Origin of the sequence: Streptomyces sp. RK9 (assembly GCF_045070545.1) — a bacterium.
Classification (GTDB): domain Bacteria; phylum Actinomycetota; class Actinomycetes; order Streptomycetales; family Streptomycetaceae; genus Streptomyces; species Streptomyces alboflavus.
The window spans coordinates 230,131-247,195 of sequence record NZ_CP173705.1 but is presented as its reverse complement, the minus strand read 5'-3'; the positions used below and the strand labels follow the sequence as shown (position 1 = coordinate 247,195).

The following is a 17,065-nucleotide window of genomic DNA, read 5'->3' as shown; positions in this document are numbered from 1 at the left end:
TCTCACTGCTCCTGGTGGGAGAGGGCACGCACGGTGCGGGACGGGCTCGGTCGGCCCAGCTGGTCGGCCATCCACACGCTGGTGGCGGTGAGACGGCCCAGGTCGACCCCGGTCTCGATGCCGAGGCCGTGAAGCATCCACACGAGGTCTTCGGTGGCGAGGTTTCCGGTGGCGCTCTTGGCGAACGGGCAGCCGCCGAGGCCGCCCGCGGACGCGTCCACGGTGGTCACCCCGTGCTGCAGGGCCGCCAGGGTGTTGGCGAGCGCCTGGCCGTAGGTGTCGTGGAAGTGCACGCCGACGCGGTCCGTGGGCACGCCCTGTTCGTTGAGGGCGGCGAGCAGTTCCTGTACGTGGCCGGGGGTGGCCACGCCGATGGTGTCGCCGAGGCTCAGCTCGTCGCAGCCCATGTCGAGCAGCGCCTTGCAGACGCGGACGACCTGGGCGATCGGGACGGCGCCCTCCCAGGGGTCGCCGAAGCACATCGACAGATAGCCGCGCACGTGCACCTGGTCGTGCGCGTTCTCCGCCTCCTTCGCCCGCGCCACCACCGGCTCGAACATGGCGAGCGCCTCGTCCACCGTGCGGTTCAGGTTGGCCTTGGCGAAGGACTCGGTGGCGCTGGCGAACACGGCGACGCGGCGGGCGCCGAGGGCGAGGGCGCGGTCCAGGCCGCGGGCGTTCGGGACCAGGACGGGCAGGTGCACGCCCTTGGCCTGCGCGAGGTCGTCGAGGAGTGGGAACAGCTCTTCCGCGTCGGCCAGTTGGGGCACCCACTTGGGGTGCACGAAGCTGGTCGCCTCGATGGTGGTGAGGCCCGCTTCGGCCAGGCGGTGGACGAACTCCGCCTTCACCGCCGTGGGCACGGTCGCCTTCTCGTTCTGGAGGCCGTCCCGCGCGCCCACCTCGTGGATGCGGACGCGGGGCGGCAGGTCCTCGGTGGGGACGACCATCGGCAGGCCGCCGGGGGCTCGTGCGGTCATGACGCGTCCTCCTCCGCGGGGGTCACCACGGCCAGGACCTGGTCCATGGCGACCGTGGTGCCCGGGGTGACGTCCAGCTCGGTGACGGTGCCCGCGTGCGGCGCGGAGATGACGTGCTCCATCTTCATCGCCTCCACCACCAGCAGGCTCTGGCCCGCGGTCACCTCGTCGCCGGGGGCCACCTTGACGACGGTGACCGTGCCGGGCATGGGCGCCGTCAGCGCGTCCACGCCCGCGTGGGCGGCGCCGCTGAGGGCGGCTTCCACGGGGTCGTGGTCCCGCACGTCCCAGGCGTCGCCGTCCCGGCCGAGCCAGGTGCCGGTGCGGTGGAAGGTGTGGGTGCGGCCGTCGAGGTGGAGGGTGGTGCGCTGCGCGGAGGCTTCCCCAAGCCCGCCCCTTCCCGAAACCGGGGGCAGGCCCCCGGACCCCCCGAGGTCGACTTCGACCTCGCCGTCGGGGGAGAGCCGGGTACGTACGACGACCGGGTCGTGCCCGGGCACCCGCAGGTGGTGCACGGTCCACGCGGCTTCGCCGCCGAGCCGCCAGCCGTTGGGCACGGAGAACGGATCGCGCCACCGATCCAGCCCCTCCGGCGTTTGAGGAGCGGGGTCTGGGGCGGAGCCCCAGGATCGGGAAGGGGCGGGATTGGGGAAGGACCCCACGGCCCGCACCAGCGCGGCAGCCATGTAGACCTCGGCCGGGACGTCCGGGTCCACCAGACCCTCGGCCTCCCGCTCCACGAGCCCCGTGTCCAGCTCCCCGGCCACCACCGCCGGATGCGCCAACAGCCTCCGCAGGAACCCCGCGTTCGTCGGCACCCCCAGGGTGACCGTCTCCGCGAGCGCCCCGCGCAACTTGCGCAGCGCCGTCGCCCGGTCCGGCCCGTACGCGATGACCTTCGACAGCATCGGGTCGTACAGGCTCCCGACCTCCGTGCCCTCGCTGAGCCCGGAGTCGGTGCGCACCCCGTCGCCGGACGGCTCGTGCAGGGAGAGGACGGTCCCGCCGGACGGCAGGAAGCCGCGGGAGGGGTCTTCGGCGCAGAGGCGGGCCTCGACGGCGTGCCCGGTGAGCGTGATGTCGTCCTGCGCGAAGGGCAGCGGCTCGCCGGAGGCCACCCGGAGCTGCCATTCGACCAGGTCGAGACCGGTGATCAGCTCCGTGACGGGGTGCTCGACCTGGAGGCGGGTGTTCATCTCCATGAAGTAGTACGAGGCGGGGTCGTCGCCGGGCACGATGAACTCGACGGTGCCCGCGCCGACGTACCCGCAGGAGCGCGCGGCCTCCACGGCGGCGGCCCCCATCGCGGCGCGCGTCGCCTCGTCGAGGAGGACCGAAGGGGCCTCCTCGATGATCTTCTGGTGGCGCCGCTGGAGGGAGCACTCGCGCTCGCCGAGGTGCACCACGTTGCCGTGCGCGTCGGCGAGGACCTGGATCTCGATGTGCCGGGGCCGGTCCACCCACCGCTCGACGAGGAGGGTGTCGTCGCCGAAGGAGGCGCGGGCCTCGCGCCGGGCGGCGGCGATCTCGTCGCCGAGCAGGTCGGCGTCCCGCACGAGCCGCATGCCCTTGCCGCCGCCGCCCGCGGAGGGCTTCAGGAGCACGGGGGTGCCGATCTCCCGGGCGGCGTCGATGAGTTGGGCGTCGGTGAGGCCGCTGCCCGAGGAGCCGGGGACGACGGGCACCCCGGCCTTCCGTACGGTCTCCTTGGCGCGGATCTTGTCGCCCATCAGGTCGATGGCGGCGGCGGGCGGCCCGATGAAGGAGAGCCCGGCGTCCGCGCAGGCCGCCGCGAAGGCGGCGTTCTCGGCGAGGAAGCCGTAGCCGGGGTGGACGGCTTGGGCGCCGGACGCGGCGGCGGCGGCGAGGAGCCGCTCGGCCGACAGGTAGCTCTCGGCGGCGGGGGCGGGCCCGAGCCGCACCGCCGTGTCGGCCTCGCGGACGTGCCGGGCGTCGGCGTCGGCGTCGGAGAAGACGGCCACCGAGCGGACGCCGAGGGCCCGCAGCGTACGGATGACGCGGACGGCGATCTCGCCCCGGTTGGCCACAAGGACTGTGTCGAACATGCTCATGGGGTCTGGTCCCTCACATCCGGAAGACGCCGAAGCCGCGTTCGCCCAAGGGCGCCCCGGCACACGCGGTCAGAGCCAGGCCGAGCACCTGGCGGGTCTCCAACGGGTCGATGACGCCGTCGTCCCACAGCCGTGCCGTGGCGTAGTAGGCGTTGCCCTGCTCCTCGTACTGCGCGCGGACCGGAGCCTTGAAGGCGTCCTCGTCCTCGGTCGACCACTCCTCGCCGCGCGCCTGAAGCTGGTCGCGCTTGACGGTGGCGAGGACGGACGCCGCCTGCTCGCCGCCCATCACGGAGATCTTGGCGTTGGGCCACATCCACAGGAAGCGCGGCGAATAGGCCCGGCCGCACATGGAGTAGTTGCCCGCTCCGTAACTCCCGCCAACCACCACCGTCAGCTTCGGGACCCGGGTGCAGGCCACGGCCGTGACCATCTTCGCGCCGTGCTTGGCGATGCCCCCGGCCTCGTAGTCACGGCCGACCATGAAGCCGGAGATGTTCTGCAGGAACACCAGCGGGATGCCGCGCTGGTCGCACAGCTCGATGAAGTGGGCGCCCTTCTGGGCGGACTCCGAGAACAGGATGCCGTTGTTCGCGACGATGCCGACGGGGTGGCCGTGGATGTGCGCGAAGCCCGTCACCAGGGTCTGGCCGTACTCCGACTTGAACTCGGCGAAGCGCGAGCCGTCGACGACGCGGGCGATGACCTCGCGGACGTCGTAGGGCGTGCGGGAGTCCGTCGGCACCGCGCCGTACAGACCGAGCGGGTCGACCTTCGGCTCCTCGACCGGGCGGACCTCCCAGGGGATGCTGCCGCGCGCGGGGAGCGTGGAGACGATCGTGCGGACGATGCGCAGGGCGTGCGGGTCGTCCTCCGCGAGGTGGTCGGTGACGCCCGACACCCGGGAGTGGACCTCGCCGCCGCCCAGCTCCTCGGCCGTGACGACCTCGCCGGTGGCGGCCTTCACCAGGGGCGGGCCGCCGAGGAAGATCGTGCCCTGGTTGCGGACGATCACGGCCTCGTCGCTCATCGCGGGGACGTACGCCCCGCCGGCCGTGCAGGAGCCGAGGACCGCCGCGATCTGCGGGATGCCCGCGCCGGACATCCGCGCCTGGTTGTAGAAGATCCGCCCGAAGTGCTCGCGGTCGGGGAAGACCTCGTCCTGCATCGGCAGGAAGGCGCCGCCCGAGTCGACCAGGTAGAGGCAGGGGAGACGGTTCTCCAGCGCCACCTCCTGCGCCCGCAGGTGCTTCTTGACCGTCATCGGGTAGTACGTCCCGCCCTTGACGGTCGCGTCGTTGGCGACGATGACGCAGTCGCGCCCGCTGACCCGGCCGACGCCCGCGATGACGCCGGCCGCCGGGGCCGCGCCCTCGTACATCCCGTCGGCCGCGAGCGGGGCCAGTTCGAGGAAGGGCGAGCCGGGGTCGAGGAGGGCGTCCACGCGGTCGCGCGGCAGCAGCTTGCCGCGCGCCACGTGCCGCTGCCGGGCGCGCTCGCCGCCGCCGAGCCGGGCCGCCGCGAGTTTGCCGCGCAGCTCCTCGGCCAGGGCGCGGTGCGCCGTCTCGTTCGACCGCCAGGCTTCCGAGGCGGGGTCCGCCGCGCTCGCGAGGACTGGTGCCTGTTGCATCCGCTGTGCTCCCACTGTTAGTGAGCGTTAACGTATGCCGCTAAGGTTAACGACCGCTAACCGCGCTGTCTAGAATTGCTTCCATGGCCACCAGGACCGACGCCCCCACCCGCCGCGAACAGATCCTCAAGGAAGCCGCCAGGCTCTTCGCCGAGCGCGGCTTCCACGGCGTCGGCGTGGACGAGATAGGGGCCGCGGTCGGGATCAGCGGACCCGGCCTGTACCGCCACTTCGCGGGCAAGGACGCGATGCTCGCCGAGCTGCTCGTGGGGATCAGCGAGCAGCTGCTGCGGGGCGGCGAGCGCCGGGCCGCGGAGGCCGCGGGGTCGCCCGGCGCCGTGCTCGACTCGCTCATCGAGGGCCACATCGACTTCGCCCTCGACGACCGCCCGCTGATCACTCTCCACGACCGCGAGCTGGACCGCCTGCGGGACAGCGACCGCAAGCTGGTGCGCTCGCTCCAGCGGCGGTACGTGGAGCTGTGGGTTTCCGCGGTGCGGGACGTGTACCCGGCCCTCGCCGAGGCCGAGTCCCGCGCGTCCGTGCACGCGGTCTTCGGCCTCCTCAACTCGACCCCGCACCTCGGCCGCCCGGGCTCCCTCCCGGACCGCGAGGGAATGTCGGGACTGCTGAGCCGCCTGGCGCACGGAGCGCTGGCGGCAGCCGCAGCCGAGAACTGAGCGGCGGGACGACGAGAACCGGGCGGGGGGAAATGCAGCCCGTCCGGCGTTTGAGGACGAGTAGGCCGAAGGCCACGATCGACGGCGCCCCCGACCGACGGTCACGGATTGTGCCCTGGACGGTCACGCGAACCCACGGGTAACCTCGACCTGAGCAAGCGCTTAGCCAAGAACCGCTTGGCCGGATCCGTGACCCAGGGAGCTCAACCGTGCGGCGTACCGTCTTCAACGAGGACCACGAGGCATTCCGGGAGACCGTCCGGGCCTTCATCGAGGCCGAGGTCGTGCCCGTGTACGACGAGTGGTTCGCGGCCGGCCAGGCGCCGAGGGACTTCTACTACAAGCTCGCCGACCTCGGTGTCTTCGGCATCCGCGTCCCCGAGGAGTTCGGCGGCGCCGGCATCGACTCGCACAAGTTCGAGGCGGTCATGTACGAGGAGACGGCCCGCGCGGGCGTCTCCTTCGGCGGCTCCGGCGTCCACGTCCTGCTCGGCCTGCCGTACATCGAGATGCTCGCCACCGACGAGCAGAAGAAGCGCTTCCTGCCCAAGTTCGTCTCCGGCGAGGAGATGTGGGCGCTCGCCATGACCGAGCCCGGCACCGGCTCCGACGTCGCGGGCATGAAGACCACCGCGAAGCTCTCCGAGGACGGCACGCACTACGTCCTCAACGGCGCCAAGACCTTCATCACCGGCGGCGTGCACGCCGACCGCGTCATCGTCTGCGCCCGCACCGCCGCCCCGCGCGAGGACGACCGCCGCTTCGGCATCTCCCTGTTCGCCGTCGACACCAAGTCCGCGGGCTACTCCGTCGGCCGCAAGCTCGACAAGCTCGGCCTGAAGGTCTCCGACACCGCCGAGCTGGCCTTCGTCGACGTCCAGGTCCCCGTCGACGACCTGCTCGGCGAGGAGAACAAGGGCTTCGGCTACCTCGGCCACAACCTCGCCTCCGAGCGCTGGGGCATCGCGTTCGGCGCGTACGCGCAGGCCAAGGCCGCCGTGCGGTTCGCCAAGGAGTACGTCCAGGAGCGTGCCGTCTTCGGCAAGTCCGTCGCGTCCTTCCAGAACACCAAGTTCGAACTGGCCGCCTGCCAGGCCGAGGTGGACGCCGCCGAGGCCGTCGCCGACCGCGCCCTGGAGGCCCTGGACGCGGGCGAGCTGACCCCCGCCGAGGCCGCGTCCGCCAAGCTGTTCTGCACCGAGGTCGCGCACCGCGTCATCGACCGCTGCCTCCAGCTGCACGGCGGCTACGGCTTCATGAACGAGTACCCCATCGCCCGCCTGTACGCGGACAACCGCGTCAACCGCATCTACGGCGGCACCAGCGAGGTCATGAAGATGATCATCGCGAAGTCGATGGGTCTGTAACTCGCCGATGAGCGAGGAACTCGAAAGCCTGCTCGACCTCCTCGACCTGGAACGGGTCGAGGAGGACATCTTCCGCGGCGTCAGCCGGACGTCGCTCGTGCCGCGCGTCTTCGGCGGCCAGGTCGCCGCGCAGGCCCTGGTCGCCGCCGGGCGCACCGTCCCCGGCGACCGGGCCCCACACTCCCTCCACTCCTACTTCCTGCGCCCCGGCGACCCCGGCGCACCCATCGTCTACACCGTCGACCGCATCCGCGACGGGCGCTCCTTCACCACGCGCCGCGTCGTCGCCGTGCAGCACGGACAGCCGATCTTCCACCTCTCGGCGTCGTTCCAGGCGTACGAGGAAGGGCTCGACCACCAGGACGGGATGCCGCCCGCGCCCGACCCCGAGACGCTGCCCACCGCCGCCGAGTCGCTGCCCGGGTACGAGGACGTCCTCGGGCCCGACGTCGTGCGGCGGCTCCTCGAATCACGGGCCGCCGTCGACCTGCGGTACGTGGACGAGCCGCCGTTCGCCAGCGTGGGCGCGCCCCGGCAGGCGCGGTCCCAGGTGTGGTTCCGCACCAACGGCAAGCTCGGCGCGGAGCCCGCGGGCTCCCTCCTGCACCTGTGCCTCGCCACGTACGTCTCCGACATGACGCTCCTCGACTCCGTGCTGCTCGCCCACGGGCGCGGCGGCTGGGCCGTCGGGGACGTCGTCGGCGCGTCCTTGGACCACGCCATGTGGTTCCACCGGCCCTTCCGTGCGGACGAGTGGCTCCTCTACGACCAGGAGTCGCCGTCGTCGGGGGGCGGGCGCGGCCTCGGGCAGGGGCGGATCTGGACGAGGGACGGGAAGCTGGCCGTGACGGTGATCCAGGAGGGTGTGGTGCGGGTGCCCCGGGGCTGAGGTCCCGGGTGCCCCCGAGGGCGGGGGTCCTCCGGCCGCTCCACGGCCTGCCGTGCGCCACCCCATGTGTGCAATTCCGGCATACTGCCCCAACATGGGCGAACCAGCAGCCGAAAGCACCTTCACCGTCCTCGTCGCCGCCCTCGCCAACCTCGGCATCGCCGTCGCCAAGGCCGTCGCCGGTGTCGTCAGCGGGTCGAGCGCGATGCTGTCCGAGGCGGCGCACTCCGTGGCCGACACCGTCACGGAGCTGATGCTGCTCGTCTCGCTGAGGAGCGCGCGGCGCCCCGCCGACGAGGACCATCCGCTCGGCTACGGCGGCGCCCGCTACATCTGGGCACTGCTCGCCTCCGTCGCCACGTTCGTCGGCGGCGGCGTCTTCGCCGTGTACGACGGCGTCCACACCCTCACGCACGGCGAGGTACCGGGCGACCCGCTGGTCTCGTACCTCGTCCTCGGCGTCGCCCTCCTCCTGGAGGGCTACTCCCTGCGCACCGGCCTGAAGCAGGCCCGCGGCGAGGCCGACCGCTTCGGCGTGCACGTCAAGCACTATCTGCGGCACACGCCCGACACCGCCGTGAAGGCCGTCGTCATGGAGGACTCCGCCGCCCTCGTCGGCCTCGTGCTCGCCGCGGGCGGACTCCTCGGCGGCCAGCTCACCGGCTCCGGCGTCTGGGACGGCGTCGCGTCACTGTGCATCGGCGTGCTGCTCGTGTACGTGGCGTGGGTGCTGGGGCGTGCCAACGCGGAGCTGTTGATCGGGCGGCCGTTGCCCGCGCCCATGCGGGCCGCGGTGCGGGACTCACTTCTCGCGGACCCGCACGTGGTGGACGTCCTTGAGCTGACCACGTTGCTCCAGGGCCCCAAGGAGGCGCTGGTGGCCGCCAAGGTCAACTTCCGGGACGTGTCCACCGCCGCCGACATCGAGGTGGCCTGTGACCGGATGGCGCAGCGGATCCAGGCCCGCTTTCCCGCTGTAAGCCGGGTGTACTTGGACCCGACGCCGGGGCGCCGTTGATCGTGGCCCTCGGCCTGCTCGTCCTCAAGCGCCGGACAGGCTTTTCTATCCCAGCCCGGCCGAGTCCAGCAGGTAGGCCGTCATCGGGTCGTAGAACCTCGGGCTCGTCACGTGGTCGTCCAGTGGCACCGTGACCTGGACCGTTCCCTCCGCCTCGCCGATGAACAGGGCCGGGTCGTTGCAGTCCGCGTACCCGACGGAGTCGATGCCGCGCTGGCCCGCGCGGCCCGCCCAGCCGTGGTCGGCGACCACGAGGTCAGGCAGCGGGCGCTCCTCGCGAAGGAGCCCGTCCAGGATCGCGTTCATCGGCTCCGGCGAGTGGGTGTGCCACAGCGTCGCGCCGCGCTCCAGGACGGCCACGTCCGCGAACTGGAAGACGAAGCCCTCGTCGGCGGTGAGGCCCTCCGGGATGACGACGATCTCGCAGCCCGCGGCGCGCAGCGCGGCGGCCGTGGCGCGGTGCACGTCGAGGAGGCCCCCGGGGTGGCCGGTCGCGAACAGCACGCGCTCCTTGGCGGACGCGGCCTTGCGCAGCCGTCCCGCCATCCGCTCCAGGGCGTCGACGGTCAGCTCCGGGTCGATGGTGTCCTGACCCTGGCGGTACTCGGGGTCGTCGTTCACGCCGCAGCGCTCGGCCATCACCGCGAGCACGTCCTGCTCGTCGGTCCAGCGGTCGCCCAGCTCCAGGCCCAGCCAGTAGTGGCGGTCGCCGTTCGCGAGTTTGCGGTAGTGGGAGAGGTTGTTGTCGCGGGGCGTCGCGACATCGCCCGCGATGCGGGTGCGGACGAGATGATCGACGAGCGCGGCGCGGCTGGGTATCGGCATGCGTCCCATTGTGCCGTCGTCAACGACCCCGGCGCGGGCCGTCCCGCAGGCCGGACCTGTGCGGCGACTCACGTTCTGAGGGCGGGGTGAGGCGGAGGGGACTGTTCCGCGGGGTGCCGCCCCGGGCCGTGCGGTCGGCCCCCCGTTCAGCCCGTTCAGCCCGCTCCACCCGTACGCCCCAGCGCGAACCACAGCTCCATGCGGACGTCCGGGTCGTCCAGGTCCACGTCGAGCAGCGTCGCGCAGCGGGTGATGCGCTGGCGGACGGTGTTGCGGTGCACGGACAGGGCCGCGGCGGTGCGGTCCCAGCTGCCGTGCAGGGACAGCCAGGTGCGCAGGGTCTCGGCCAGGGGGCCGCCGTCGCCGAGCGGGGCGAGCAGGGTGCGCGCGTGCGCGTCGGCCTCGGCGGGCGCGACGAGCCCGGCCAGGCCGGTCTCGCGGTGCCGCACCAACGGCACCCGGGTCGCCTCCGCCCGGCGCAGGGCCCGCGCGGCCTGCGCGTCGGCGGCGGGCAGGGCCTCGGCCCCGGCGGGCGCGGAGACCCCGAGCGTCCAGCCGGTCTGCGGGGCGGGGTCCCGGTCGGGGGGCAGGAGCAGGCGTACGGGGCGGGGGTCGGCCGCCCTGCCCCCGTCCACCCCCCTCCCGTCGTCCGCCAGCACGCTGCCGAGGGCCGCCGCCAGGGACGCCGGGGTCGCCGGTGTCCGCTCGTGGTCGCCGCCGCGTACGCGGGCGTGGACGACGGTCCACCGTCCGGGGCCGAGCAGCGGCGCCACGTCCTCGGGGGCCGCGCCGAGAAGCAGCCGGACCAGCGCCGCCGACCGGGCCGACTCGGCCGCGCCCTGGTGCGGTGCGGTCAGCAGGGACAGGAGCACGGCGGCGACCCCGGCCAGCGTGTGGTCGCCCGGCTCCCGTTGCCGCGTGGCCACCCCGAGGGCGAGGCCGTGCGCCCCGGCGAGCGCGTACGCGGCGAGGTGGGTCCCGGCGACGGTGTCGGTGGCGGAGGCGGGCGCCGGACGCGGGGCCCGTTCCGCCTGCCCCCGCGCCGTGCTCCCGCCCGCACCCGTGCCCCGGCCCTCGTCCGAAGCCGTGCTCCCGCCCGGGTTCACCACCCCCGCAAGCCGCCCCAGCGCCGCCCCCGCCCCCTGCTCCGGCGGTGTGCCCGCGCTCTGTGTGGGCGTGCCGTCGGCCCCGTACAGCGCCGCGTACCCGCCGAGGCGGGCCGCCAGTTGGCGGAGCAGGGCCGGGACCGGGTCCGGGCGGGACGCGGCCGCCGCGAGGCCCTGCTGGGCCTGGGTGACGCGGCGGAGTTCGGCGTGCCGGGCCTCGGCCATGAGCTGCCAGACCGCGCGGGCGACGCCGCTGAAGGTCGTGCGCGGGGGCACTTCGAGGAGCGGCAGGCCGTGGCGTTCGCAGGCGTCGACCAGGGCCTCCGGCACGGTGTCGTGCACCGGGGCCACCCCGAAGCCGAGCGCGGCGCCGCCCGCCGCGACGATGCGCGCCGCGTACGCGTCGAGACGGTCGGCCGCGCTGTCCGCGTCCGCCGCGGGGACGTGCACACCGGCCGTGAGCAGCAGCTCGCCGCCCAGCAGGTACGGGTACGGGTCGGCCATCTCCGAGGTGTGCACCCAGTGCACGACGGCGCCGGTGCGCGCCGCGTCCGGGCCCGCGATCTGGTGCAGGCCCAGCTCCTCGTGGGCGAGCAGGGCGGTGAGGGGGACGGGCGGGGTGGGTGGTGCGGCCGGGAGGGTGTCCGGGGCGTCGGCCATGGATGGTTCCTCCACAAGCGGCTCGGAGAGTGTAGGAAACGTACACTTCAGCGTCGCTTTCCGGCCACCTAGGGTCGTGCCGACCGGGGCCTCGGGTACGGGCGGATGTCCCCGCGGCCGGTCACCGCAGCGAAACCGCAGCACTCCACCCGCACGACACGCCACCGACCCGAGCGCGCAAGGAGGCCCCCACATGGCCGTCGACTACACAGTGATCGTCGTCTACCTCGCCGGGATGCTGGCGATGGGCTGGTGGGGCATGCGCCGCGCCAAGTCCAAAGCTGAGTTCCTCGTCGCGGGGCGGCGCCTCGGGCCGTGGATGTACTCCGGCACGATGGCCGCGATCGTCCTCGGCGGCGCCTCCACCATCGGCGGCGTCGGCCTCGGCTACACCCACGGCCTGTCCGGCGCGTGGATGGTGTTCACCATCGGCCTCGGCCTGCTCGCCCTTTCGATCTTCTTCTCGGCCCGCATCGCCCGGCTGCGCGTCTACACCGTCTCCGAGATGCTCGACCTGCGCTACGGCGGCCGCGCCGGCGTCCTCTCCGGCGTCGTCATGTGGGCCTACACGCTGATGCTCGCGGTCACCTCGACCATCGCGTACGCCACCATCTTCGACGTCCTCTTCGACATGAACCGCACGCTCGCCATCGTCATCGGCGGCTCCATCGTCGTCGCCTACTCCACCCTCGGCGGCATGTGGTCCATCACGCTGACCGACATGGTGCAGTTCGTCGTCAAGACGGTGGGCGTGCTGCTGCTCCTGCTGCCCATCGCCGTCGTCAAGGCCGGCGGCTTCGGGGAGATGCGCGACAAGCTGCCCGACGAGTACTTCGCGCCGCTCGGCATCGGCGCCGAGACGATCTTCACGTACGTCCTGATCTACACCTTCGGCATGCTCATCGGGCAGGACATCTGGCAGCGCGTCTTCACCGCGCGCAGCGACAAGGTCGCGCGGTACGGGGGGACCGTCGCCGGGACGTACTGCCTCGTCTACGCCCTCGCCGGGGCCGTCATCGGGACCGCCGCGAAGGTCATGTACCCCAAGCTGCCCAGCGCGGACGCCGCCTTCGCCACCATCGTCAAGGACGAACTGCCCATGGGCGTGCGGGGGTTGGTGCTCGCCGCCGCCCTCGCCGCCGTCATGTCCACCTCGTCCGGGGCGCTCATCGCCTGCGCGACCGTCGCCAACAACGACATCTGGGCGCGGGTGCGGGGCGTTGTCCGCGCGGACTCGGGCGGGGGCGAGCCGCACGACGAGGTGAAGGGCAACCGGCTCTTCATCCTCGTCATGGGCGTCGCCGTCATCTGCGTCGCCATCGCCCTCAACGACGTCGTCCAGGCGCTGACCGTCGCCTACAACCTGCTGGTGGCCGGGCTGCTCGTGCCCATCCTGGGCGGGTTGCTGTGGCGGCGGGGGACCGGGGCGGGGGCGCTGGCCGCTGTGGTCGCCGGTGGGGTGTCCGTGGTCGGGCTCATGTGGTGGTACGGGATCCTCGCCAACGAGCCCATCTACTACGGGCTGCTGACCTCGCTCGTCGTGTACGTGGGCGTGTCCCTTGCCACGCCGCCGACCGATCCGGCGACGTTGGCCGCCTGGCGGGAGAGGGTCGCTGGGCGCAGCCCCGAGCCGACTGCGCCGGAGGCTTCGGTGACCGCATGAGAAGTCCCCGAACCACCCCTTCCCAGAAACCGGGGGCTGCCGCCCCCTGGACCCCCGCAGGGCCGATGCTCTGCGCGGGTGGGACAGCTCCCGCCGATCGGCGCTTCGCGCCTCGTCCTCAATCGCCGGACGGGCTAGAACCTTGCCGCACCGGCGAGATATATAGCCCCTCCGGCGTTTGAGGAGCGGGGGTCTGGGGGCGGAGCCCCCAGTTTCGGGAAAGGGGCGGGACTGGGGCGCACCCGCGAGGCCCGCGACCGCGCGACACTTGACCACGTACAACCAGCCATACCAGGAGGAACCCGACCATGAGCAGCAGCGTGACGAACGAACCCCGTGGACCTGTCGACTCCTCGCGCGTCCCGCGCTACGCGGGCCCCGCGACGTTCGCCAGGCTGCCCCGCCTCGACGAGGTCGGCACGACGGACATCGCCGTCGTCGGCGTCCCCTTCGACACGGGCGTGTCGTACCGCCCGGGCGCCCGCTTCGGCGGAAACGCGATCCGGGAGGCGTCCCGCCTCCTGCGGCCGTACAACCCGGCCCAGGACGCGTCCCCCTTCGCCCTGGCCCAGGTCGCCGACGCCGGCGACATCGCGGCGAACCCGTTCAACATCAACGAGGCCGTGGAGACGATCGAGGCGGCGGCCGACGACCTGCTCGCGACCGGCGCGCGCATGATGACGCTCGGCGGCGACCACACGATCGCGCTGCCCCTGCTGCGGTCGATGGCGAAGAAGCACGGCCCGGTCGCGCTGCTCCACTTCGACGCGCACCTGGACACGTGGGACACGTACTTCGGCGCGGAGTACACGCACGGCACCCCGTTCCGCCGGGCGGTGGAGGAGGGCATCCTCGACACCTCGGCGCTCAGCCACGTCGGCACCCGCGGCCCGCTGTACGGCCGCAAGGACCTCACCGACGACGAGAAGATGGGCTTCGGCATCGTCACGTCGTCGGACATCTACCGCCGCGGCGCCGACGAGGTGGCCGACCAGCTGCGCCAGCGCATCGGCGACCGCCCGCTGTACATCTCCATCGACATCGACTGCCTCGACCCGGCGCACGCCCCGGGCACGGGCACGCCGGAGGCCGGTGGCATGACGTCGCGGGAGCTCCTGGAGATCCTGCGCGGCCTCGCCTCCTGCAACCTCGTCTCCGCCGACGTCGTGGAGGTCGCCCCCGCCTACGACCACGCCGAGATCACGGCCGTGGCCGCCTCCCACACCGCGTACGAGCTGACGACGATCATGTCCCGGCAGATCGCGGGCGCCCGCGACGCCGCCATGATCCAGGAGATCGCCGCCCAGGGCACCGCGGAGGCCGCCCGGTGACCCACGACCACGACCTGGTCCTGCGCCCCACCGAGGCGCAGACCCGAGCCGCGCTGAACCCGCCCCCCGGCCGCAACGGCGGCGACCTGGTCGTCGAGACCCTCCAGGGCCTCGGCGCCACCACCGTCTTCGGCCTGCCGGGACAGCACGCGCTCGGCATGTTCGACGCGCTGCGCCGCTCGTCCCTGCGGTACGTGGGGCTGCGGGTGGAGAACAACACCGGCTTCGCCGCAGACGCGTACGGCCGGATCACCGGCGAGGTCGCGCCGCTGCTCCTGTCGACGGGGCCCGGCGCGCTCACCTCGCTCGCCGCGCTCCAGGAGGCCGCCGCCGGGTCGTCGCCGGTGCTCGCCATCGGCAGCCAGATCCCGGTCGCCGGGCTCGGCGGCGGGCGCCACGGCTATCTGCACGAACTGCGGGACCAGCAGGCCTCGTTCCGGGACGTGGTGAAGTCCGTGCACACCGTGCGGACCGCCTCGCAGATCCCCTCCGCCGTCGCGGCCGCCTGGCAGTCCGCGCTCACCGCGCCGCACGGCCCGGTGTGGGTGGAGATCCCCCAGGACGTGCTCCTCGCCGAGACCACGCTGCCGGTCGTCACGGCCGTCGACGCCACCCCGCACGAGGTCGTGCCCCGGCCCGAGCTCACCGCCGTGGCCGCCGACCTGCTCACCCGCGCCGAGCGGCCCGCGATCATCGCGGGCGGCGGTGTCGTGCGCGCCGACGCCTCCGGCAAGCTGCGCGCGCTCGCCGAGCGGCTGAACGCGCCCGTCGTCACGACCTTCGGCGGCAAGGGCGCCTTCCCCTGGGAGCACCCCCTCTCGCTCCAGTCGTGGCTGGAGGACCGGCACACCACCGACTTCCTTGAGGACGCCGACGTCCTGCTCGTCGTCGGCTCCGGGCTCGGTGAACTGTCGTCCAACTACCACACGTTCAAGCCGCGCGGCCGGGTCGTCCAGATCGAGGCCGACCTCGGCAAGCTGGAGTCCAACCACGCGGCGCTCGGCATCCACGCGGACGCCAGGATCGCCCTCTCGGCGCTCCTGGAGACCGTCGGGGAGCGGCCCGACCCGGCCGCGCCCGAGCGGGTGCGGCGCGTCCTCGCCGCCGTGCGCGAGCGGATCGACGGCCAGGAGCTGACCCTGGAACAGGACGTCCTCGCCGCCGTGCGGGCCGCGCTGCCGGACGAGTCGCCGTCCTTCTGGGACATGACGATCCTGGCCTACTGGGCCTGGTCCGCCTTCGACGCGCGGCGGCCGGGCACCATGCACTCCGCGCAGGGCGCGGGCGGCCTCGGCTACGGCTTCCCCGCCGCCCTCGGCGCCGCCGCGGCCGACCCGACGCGGCCCGTCCTCGCGGTCTCCGGCGACGGCGGCGCGATGTACTCGATCGCGGAGCTGGCCTCGGCCAGGCAGCACGGCCTCGACGTGACCTGGCTGATCGTCGACGACGGGGGCTACGGCATCCTGCGCGAGTACATGGCCGACGCCTTCGGCGAGGCCACCGGCACGGAGCTGGCCCGGCCCGACTTCGTGGCGCTCGCCGAGTCCTTCGGGGTGCCGGGCGTGCGGACCTCGCCGGAGCGGCTGCGGGACGACCTGGCGAAGGCGCTGGCCGAGCCGGGGCCCTCGGTCGTGGTGCTGCCCGCGGTGCTGCGGATGTTCGCGCCGACGCACCTGGGCTGAGATTTTTCGTTTCTCGTGCAACCTTTCACCGGGTCCGGTGAGTCAAGTGGAACGCGTGCGCCAGTGGCGTACGCGTGTCCGAACTACGGGGGGAACCTCCATGACTCACCGCATGTCCCGGCGTGCCCGCGTCCTGAGCGCGGGGGCGGCCGCCGCCGTCCTCGTGCCCGTCGCCGGGGTGGCCGCCGCCACCCCGGCCGCCGCCGCGACCGCCCAGGTCAAGTGCACCTCGTCGGCCCAGCCCGAGCTGGCCAAGAAGCTGACGAAGGACATCACGGCCGCCCTGAAGAACCGCAAGGGCACCATTGCCGTGGGCTTCCACGACAAGGCCACGAAGACCACCTGCACCCTGCGCGGCTCCACCGCGTTCGACTCGGCCAGCGTCGTCAAGGTCACCGTCCTCGCGACCCTGCTGTGGGACGCCAAGAAGACGAACCGGTACCTGACGACGCGCGAGTCGAACCTCGCCACCGCCATGATCACCAGATCCGACAACGACGCCACCAGCGCGCTGTGGCGCCAGCTCGGTGTCACCAAGGTCAAGAAGTTCCTGGCCGCGGCCAAGATGACGAAGACGGTGCCGGGTTCGGGTGGGTACTGGGGTCTCACCCGCATCAACGTCACCGACGAGCAGAAGCTGCTCTCCCTGATCACCGGCAAGAACGCCGTGCTCAGCGACAACGCCCGCGCGTACATCACGAAGCTGATGGGCAAGGTCGTACGCGACCAGCGCTGGGGCACCCCGGCGGGGGCGCCGTCCGGCACCTCCATCGCCGTCAAGAACGGGTGGCTGCCGCGGGCCACGCACGGCTGGCGCGTCCACTCCATCGGCGCGTTCAAGGGCCGCGGCCACGACTACACGATCTCCGTCCTCACGCACGGCAACAGCAACATGAACTACGGCGTGGACACCATCCAGCGGGTCTCCAAGGCCATCCACAAGGACCTGACCCCGATCAGCCAGGCCCCCGCGCGCTTCGCGCCGACGGACACCCCGAAGGAAGCGATGGTCCCGGCCCCGCAGTAGCCCTGAAACGCCGGACGGGCGATTTCAGCCCGTCGTGGGGGTCCCCCCTGCCCCTTAAGAGCTTGGGGGAGCTTGAGGACGAGGCGCGGAGCGCCGAAAGGGCAGGGGGAACGGGGGCGCAGCCCCCAGCTGTTT

The 17,065-nt window shown here is 72.9% G+C and carries 13 protein-coding genes; 8 read left to right on the top strand and 5 right to left on the bottom strand.

Annotated features, from left to right (window positions below; all coding sequences use genetic code 11):
- Positions 1-2 precede the first annotated feature (2 nt).
- Genes AB6L24_RS38620 through AB6L24_RS38610 form a run of 3 tightly spaced genes read right to left on the bottom strand, consistent with a single transcriptional unit; the run spans position 3 to position 4,682 of the window.
- Positions 3-980: a hydroxymethylglutaryl-CoA lyase gene (locus AB6L24_RS38620; protein ID WP_405664023.1), complete on the bottom strand. Its 978-nt coding sequence runs from the start codon at positions 978-980 to the stop codon at positions 3-5.
- The gene (locus AB6L24_RS38615) at positions 977-3,046 is read right to left on the bottom strand and encodes an acetyl/propionyl/methylcrotonyl-CoA carboxylase subunit alpha (protein WP_405664517.1); all 2,070 of its coding nucleotides are present in this window, start codon (positions 3,044-3,046) and stop codon (positions 977-979) included. Before AB6L24_RS38615 ends, AB6L24_RS38620 begins: the two co-directional genes overlap by 4 nt.
- Before the next feature lie 19 nt (positions 3,047-3,065).
- Positions 3,066-4,682 (bottom strand): carboxyl transferase domain-containing protein, encoded by a 1,617-nt coding sequence (locus AB6L24_RS38610; protein WP_405664021.1) that lies wholly within the window; start codon positions 4,680-4,682, stop codon positions 3,066-3,068.
- An 83-nt stretch (positions 4,683-4,765) separates the two neighbouring features.
- On the opposite strand from AB6L24_RS38610, the gene AB6L24_RS38605 reads away from it, so the two are divergent.
- The 4 genes from AB6L24_RS38605 to AB6L24_RS38590 all read left to right on the top strand — a co-directional run bounded on the left by AB6L24_RS38605 (position 4,766) and on the right by AB6L24_RS38590 (position 8,636).
- Positions 4,766-5,362: a TetR/AcrR family transcriptional regulator gene (locus AB6L24_RS38605; protein ID WP_405664019.1), complete on the top strand. Its 597-nt coding sequence runs from the start codon at positions 4,766-4,768 to the stop codon at positions 5,360-5,362.
- A gap of 209 nt (positions 5,363-5,571) precedes the next feature.
- A complete protein-coding gene (locus tag AB6L24_RS38600) occupies positions 5,572-6,729 on the top strand; it encodes an acyl-CoA dehydrogenase family protein (RefSeq protein WP_405664017.1) in 1,158 nt (385 codons plus the stop codon).
- 7 nt (positions 6,730-6,736) lie between these two features.
- Positions 6,737-7,618, top strand: coding sequence for an acyl-CoA thioesterase (locus AB6L24_RS38595; protein WP_405664015.1), 882 nt, complete (start codon positions 6,737-6,739; stop codon positions 7,616-7,618).
- Between the two features lie 94 nt (positions 7,619-7,712).
- Entirely contained in the window at positions 7,713-8,636 is a 924-nt protein-coding gene (locus AB6L24_RS38590) for a cation diffusion facilitator family transporter (protein WP_405664013.1), read from the top strand.
- A gap of 45 nt (positions 8,637-8,681) precedes the next feature.
- Here the strand turns inward: AB6L24_RS38590 and AB6L24_RS38585 are convergent, their stop codons facing one another.
- Both AB6L24_RS38585 and AB6L24_RS38580 read right to left on the bottom strand, forming a co-directional pair.
- Positions 8,682-9,461 (bottom strand): phosphatase, encoded by a 780-nt coding sequence (locus AB6L24_RS38585; RefSeq protein WP_405664011.1) that lies wholly within the window; start codon positions 9,459-9,461, stop codon positions 8,682-8,684.
- Positions 9,462-9,616: 155 nt separating this feature from the next.
- Positions 9,617-11,227, bottom strand: coding sequence for a PucR family transcriptional regulator ligand-binding domain-containing protein (locus AB6L24_RS38580; protein WP_405664008.1), 1,611 nt, complete (start codon positions 11,225-11,227; stop codon positions 9,617-9,619).
- Positions 11,228-11,420: 193 nt separating this feature from the next.
- On the opposite strand from AB6L24_RS38580, the gene AB6L24_RS38575 reads away from it, so the two are divergent.
- The 4 genes from AB6L24_RS38575 to AB6L24_RS38560 all read left to right on the top strand — a co-directional run bounded on the left by AB6L24_RS38575 (position 11,421) and on the right by AB6L24_RS38560 (position 16,930).
- Complete coding sequence (locus tag AB6L24_RS38575) at positions 11,421-12,890, top strand: sodium:solute symporter (RefSeq protein WP_405664006.1); 1,470 nt, start codon at positions 11,421-11,423, stop codon at positions 12,888-12,890.
- Between the two features lie 308 nt (positions 12,891-13,198).
- Positions 13,199-14,221, top strand: coding sequence for an agmatinase (gene speB, locus AB6L24_RS38570; protein ID WP_405664004.1), 1,023 nt, complete (start codon positions 13,199-13,201; stop codon positions 14,219-14,221).
- The gene (locus tag AB6L24_RS38565; RefSeq protein WP_405664001.1) at positions 14,218-15,903 is read left to right on the top strand and encodes a thiamine pyrophosphate-binding protein; all 1,686 of its coding nucleotides are present in this window, start codon (positions 14,218-14,220) and stop codon (positions 15,901-15,903) included. The genes speB and AB6L24_RS38565 overlap by 4 nt, the downstream gene beginning before the upstream one ends.
- A 100-nt stretch (positions 15,904-16,003) precedes the next feature.
- Entirely contained in the window at positions 16,004-16,930 is a 927-nt protein-coding gene (locus AB6L24_RS38560) for a serine hydrolase (protein ID WP_405663999.1), read from the top strand.
- Positions 16,931-17,065: the final 135 nt, after the last annotated feature.

Excerpts from the sequence above, each read along its gene's own strand:
- AB6L24_RS38620 (WP_405664023.1), bottom strand. The coding sequence starts at position 980 with ATGACCGCACGAGCCCCCGGCGGCCTGCCGATGGTCGTCCCCACCGAG.
- AB6L24_RS38610 (WP_405664021.1), bottom strand. The coding sequence starts at position 4,682 with ATGCAACAGGCACCAGTCCTCGCGAGCGCGGCGGACCCCGCCTCGGAA.
- AB6L24_RS38560 (WP_405663999.1), top strand. The coding sequence starts at position 16,004 with ATGACTCACCGCATGTCCCGGCGTGCCCGCGTCCTGAGCGCGGGGGCG.
- AB6L24_RS38590 (WP_405664013.1), top strand. The coding sequence starts at position 7,713 with ATGGGCGAACCAGCAGCCGAAAGCACCTTCACCGTCCTCGTCGCCGCC.
- AB6L24_RS38585 (WP_405664011.1), bottom strand. The coding sequence starts at position 9,461 with ATGCCGATACCCAGCCGCGCCGCGCTCGTCGATCATCTCGTCCGCACC.
- AB6L24_RS38615 (WP_405664517.1), bottom strand. The coding sequence starts at position 3,046 with ATGTTCGACACAGTCCTTGTGGCCAACCGGGGCGAGATCGCCGTCCGC.
- AB6L24_RS38605 (WP_405664019.1), top strand. The coding sequence starts at position 4,766 with ATGGCCACCAGGACCGACGCCCCCACCCGCCGCGAACAGATCCTCAAG.
- AB6L24_RS38595 (WP_405664015.1), top strand. The coding sequence starts at position 6,737 with ATGAGCGAGGAACTCGAAAGCCTGCTCGACCTCCTCGACCTGGAACGG.
- AB6L24_RS38575 (WP_405664006.1), top strand. The coding sequence starts at position 11,421 with ATGGCCGTCGACTACACAGTGATCGTCGTCTACCTCGCCGGGATGCTG.
- AB6L24_RS38580 (WP_405664008.1), bottom strand. The coding sequence starts at position 11,227 with ATGGCCGACGCCCCGGACACCCTCCCGGCCGCACCACCCACCCCGCCC.
- speB (WP_405664004.1), top strand. The coding sequence starts at position 13,199 with ATGAGCAGCAGCGTGACGAACGAACCCCGTGGACCTGTCGACTCCTCG.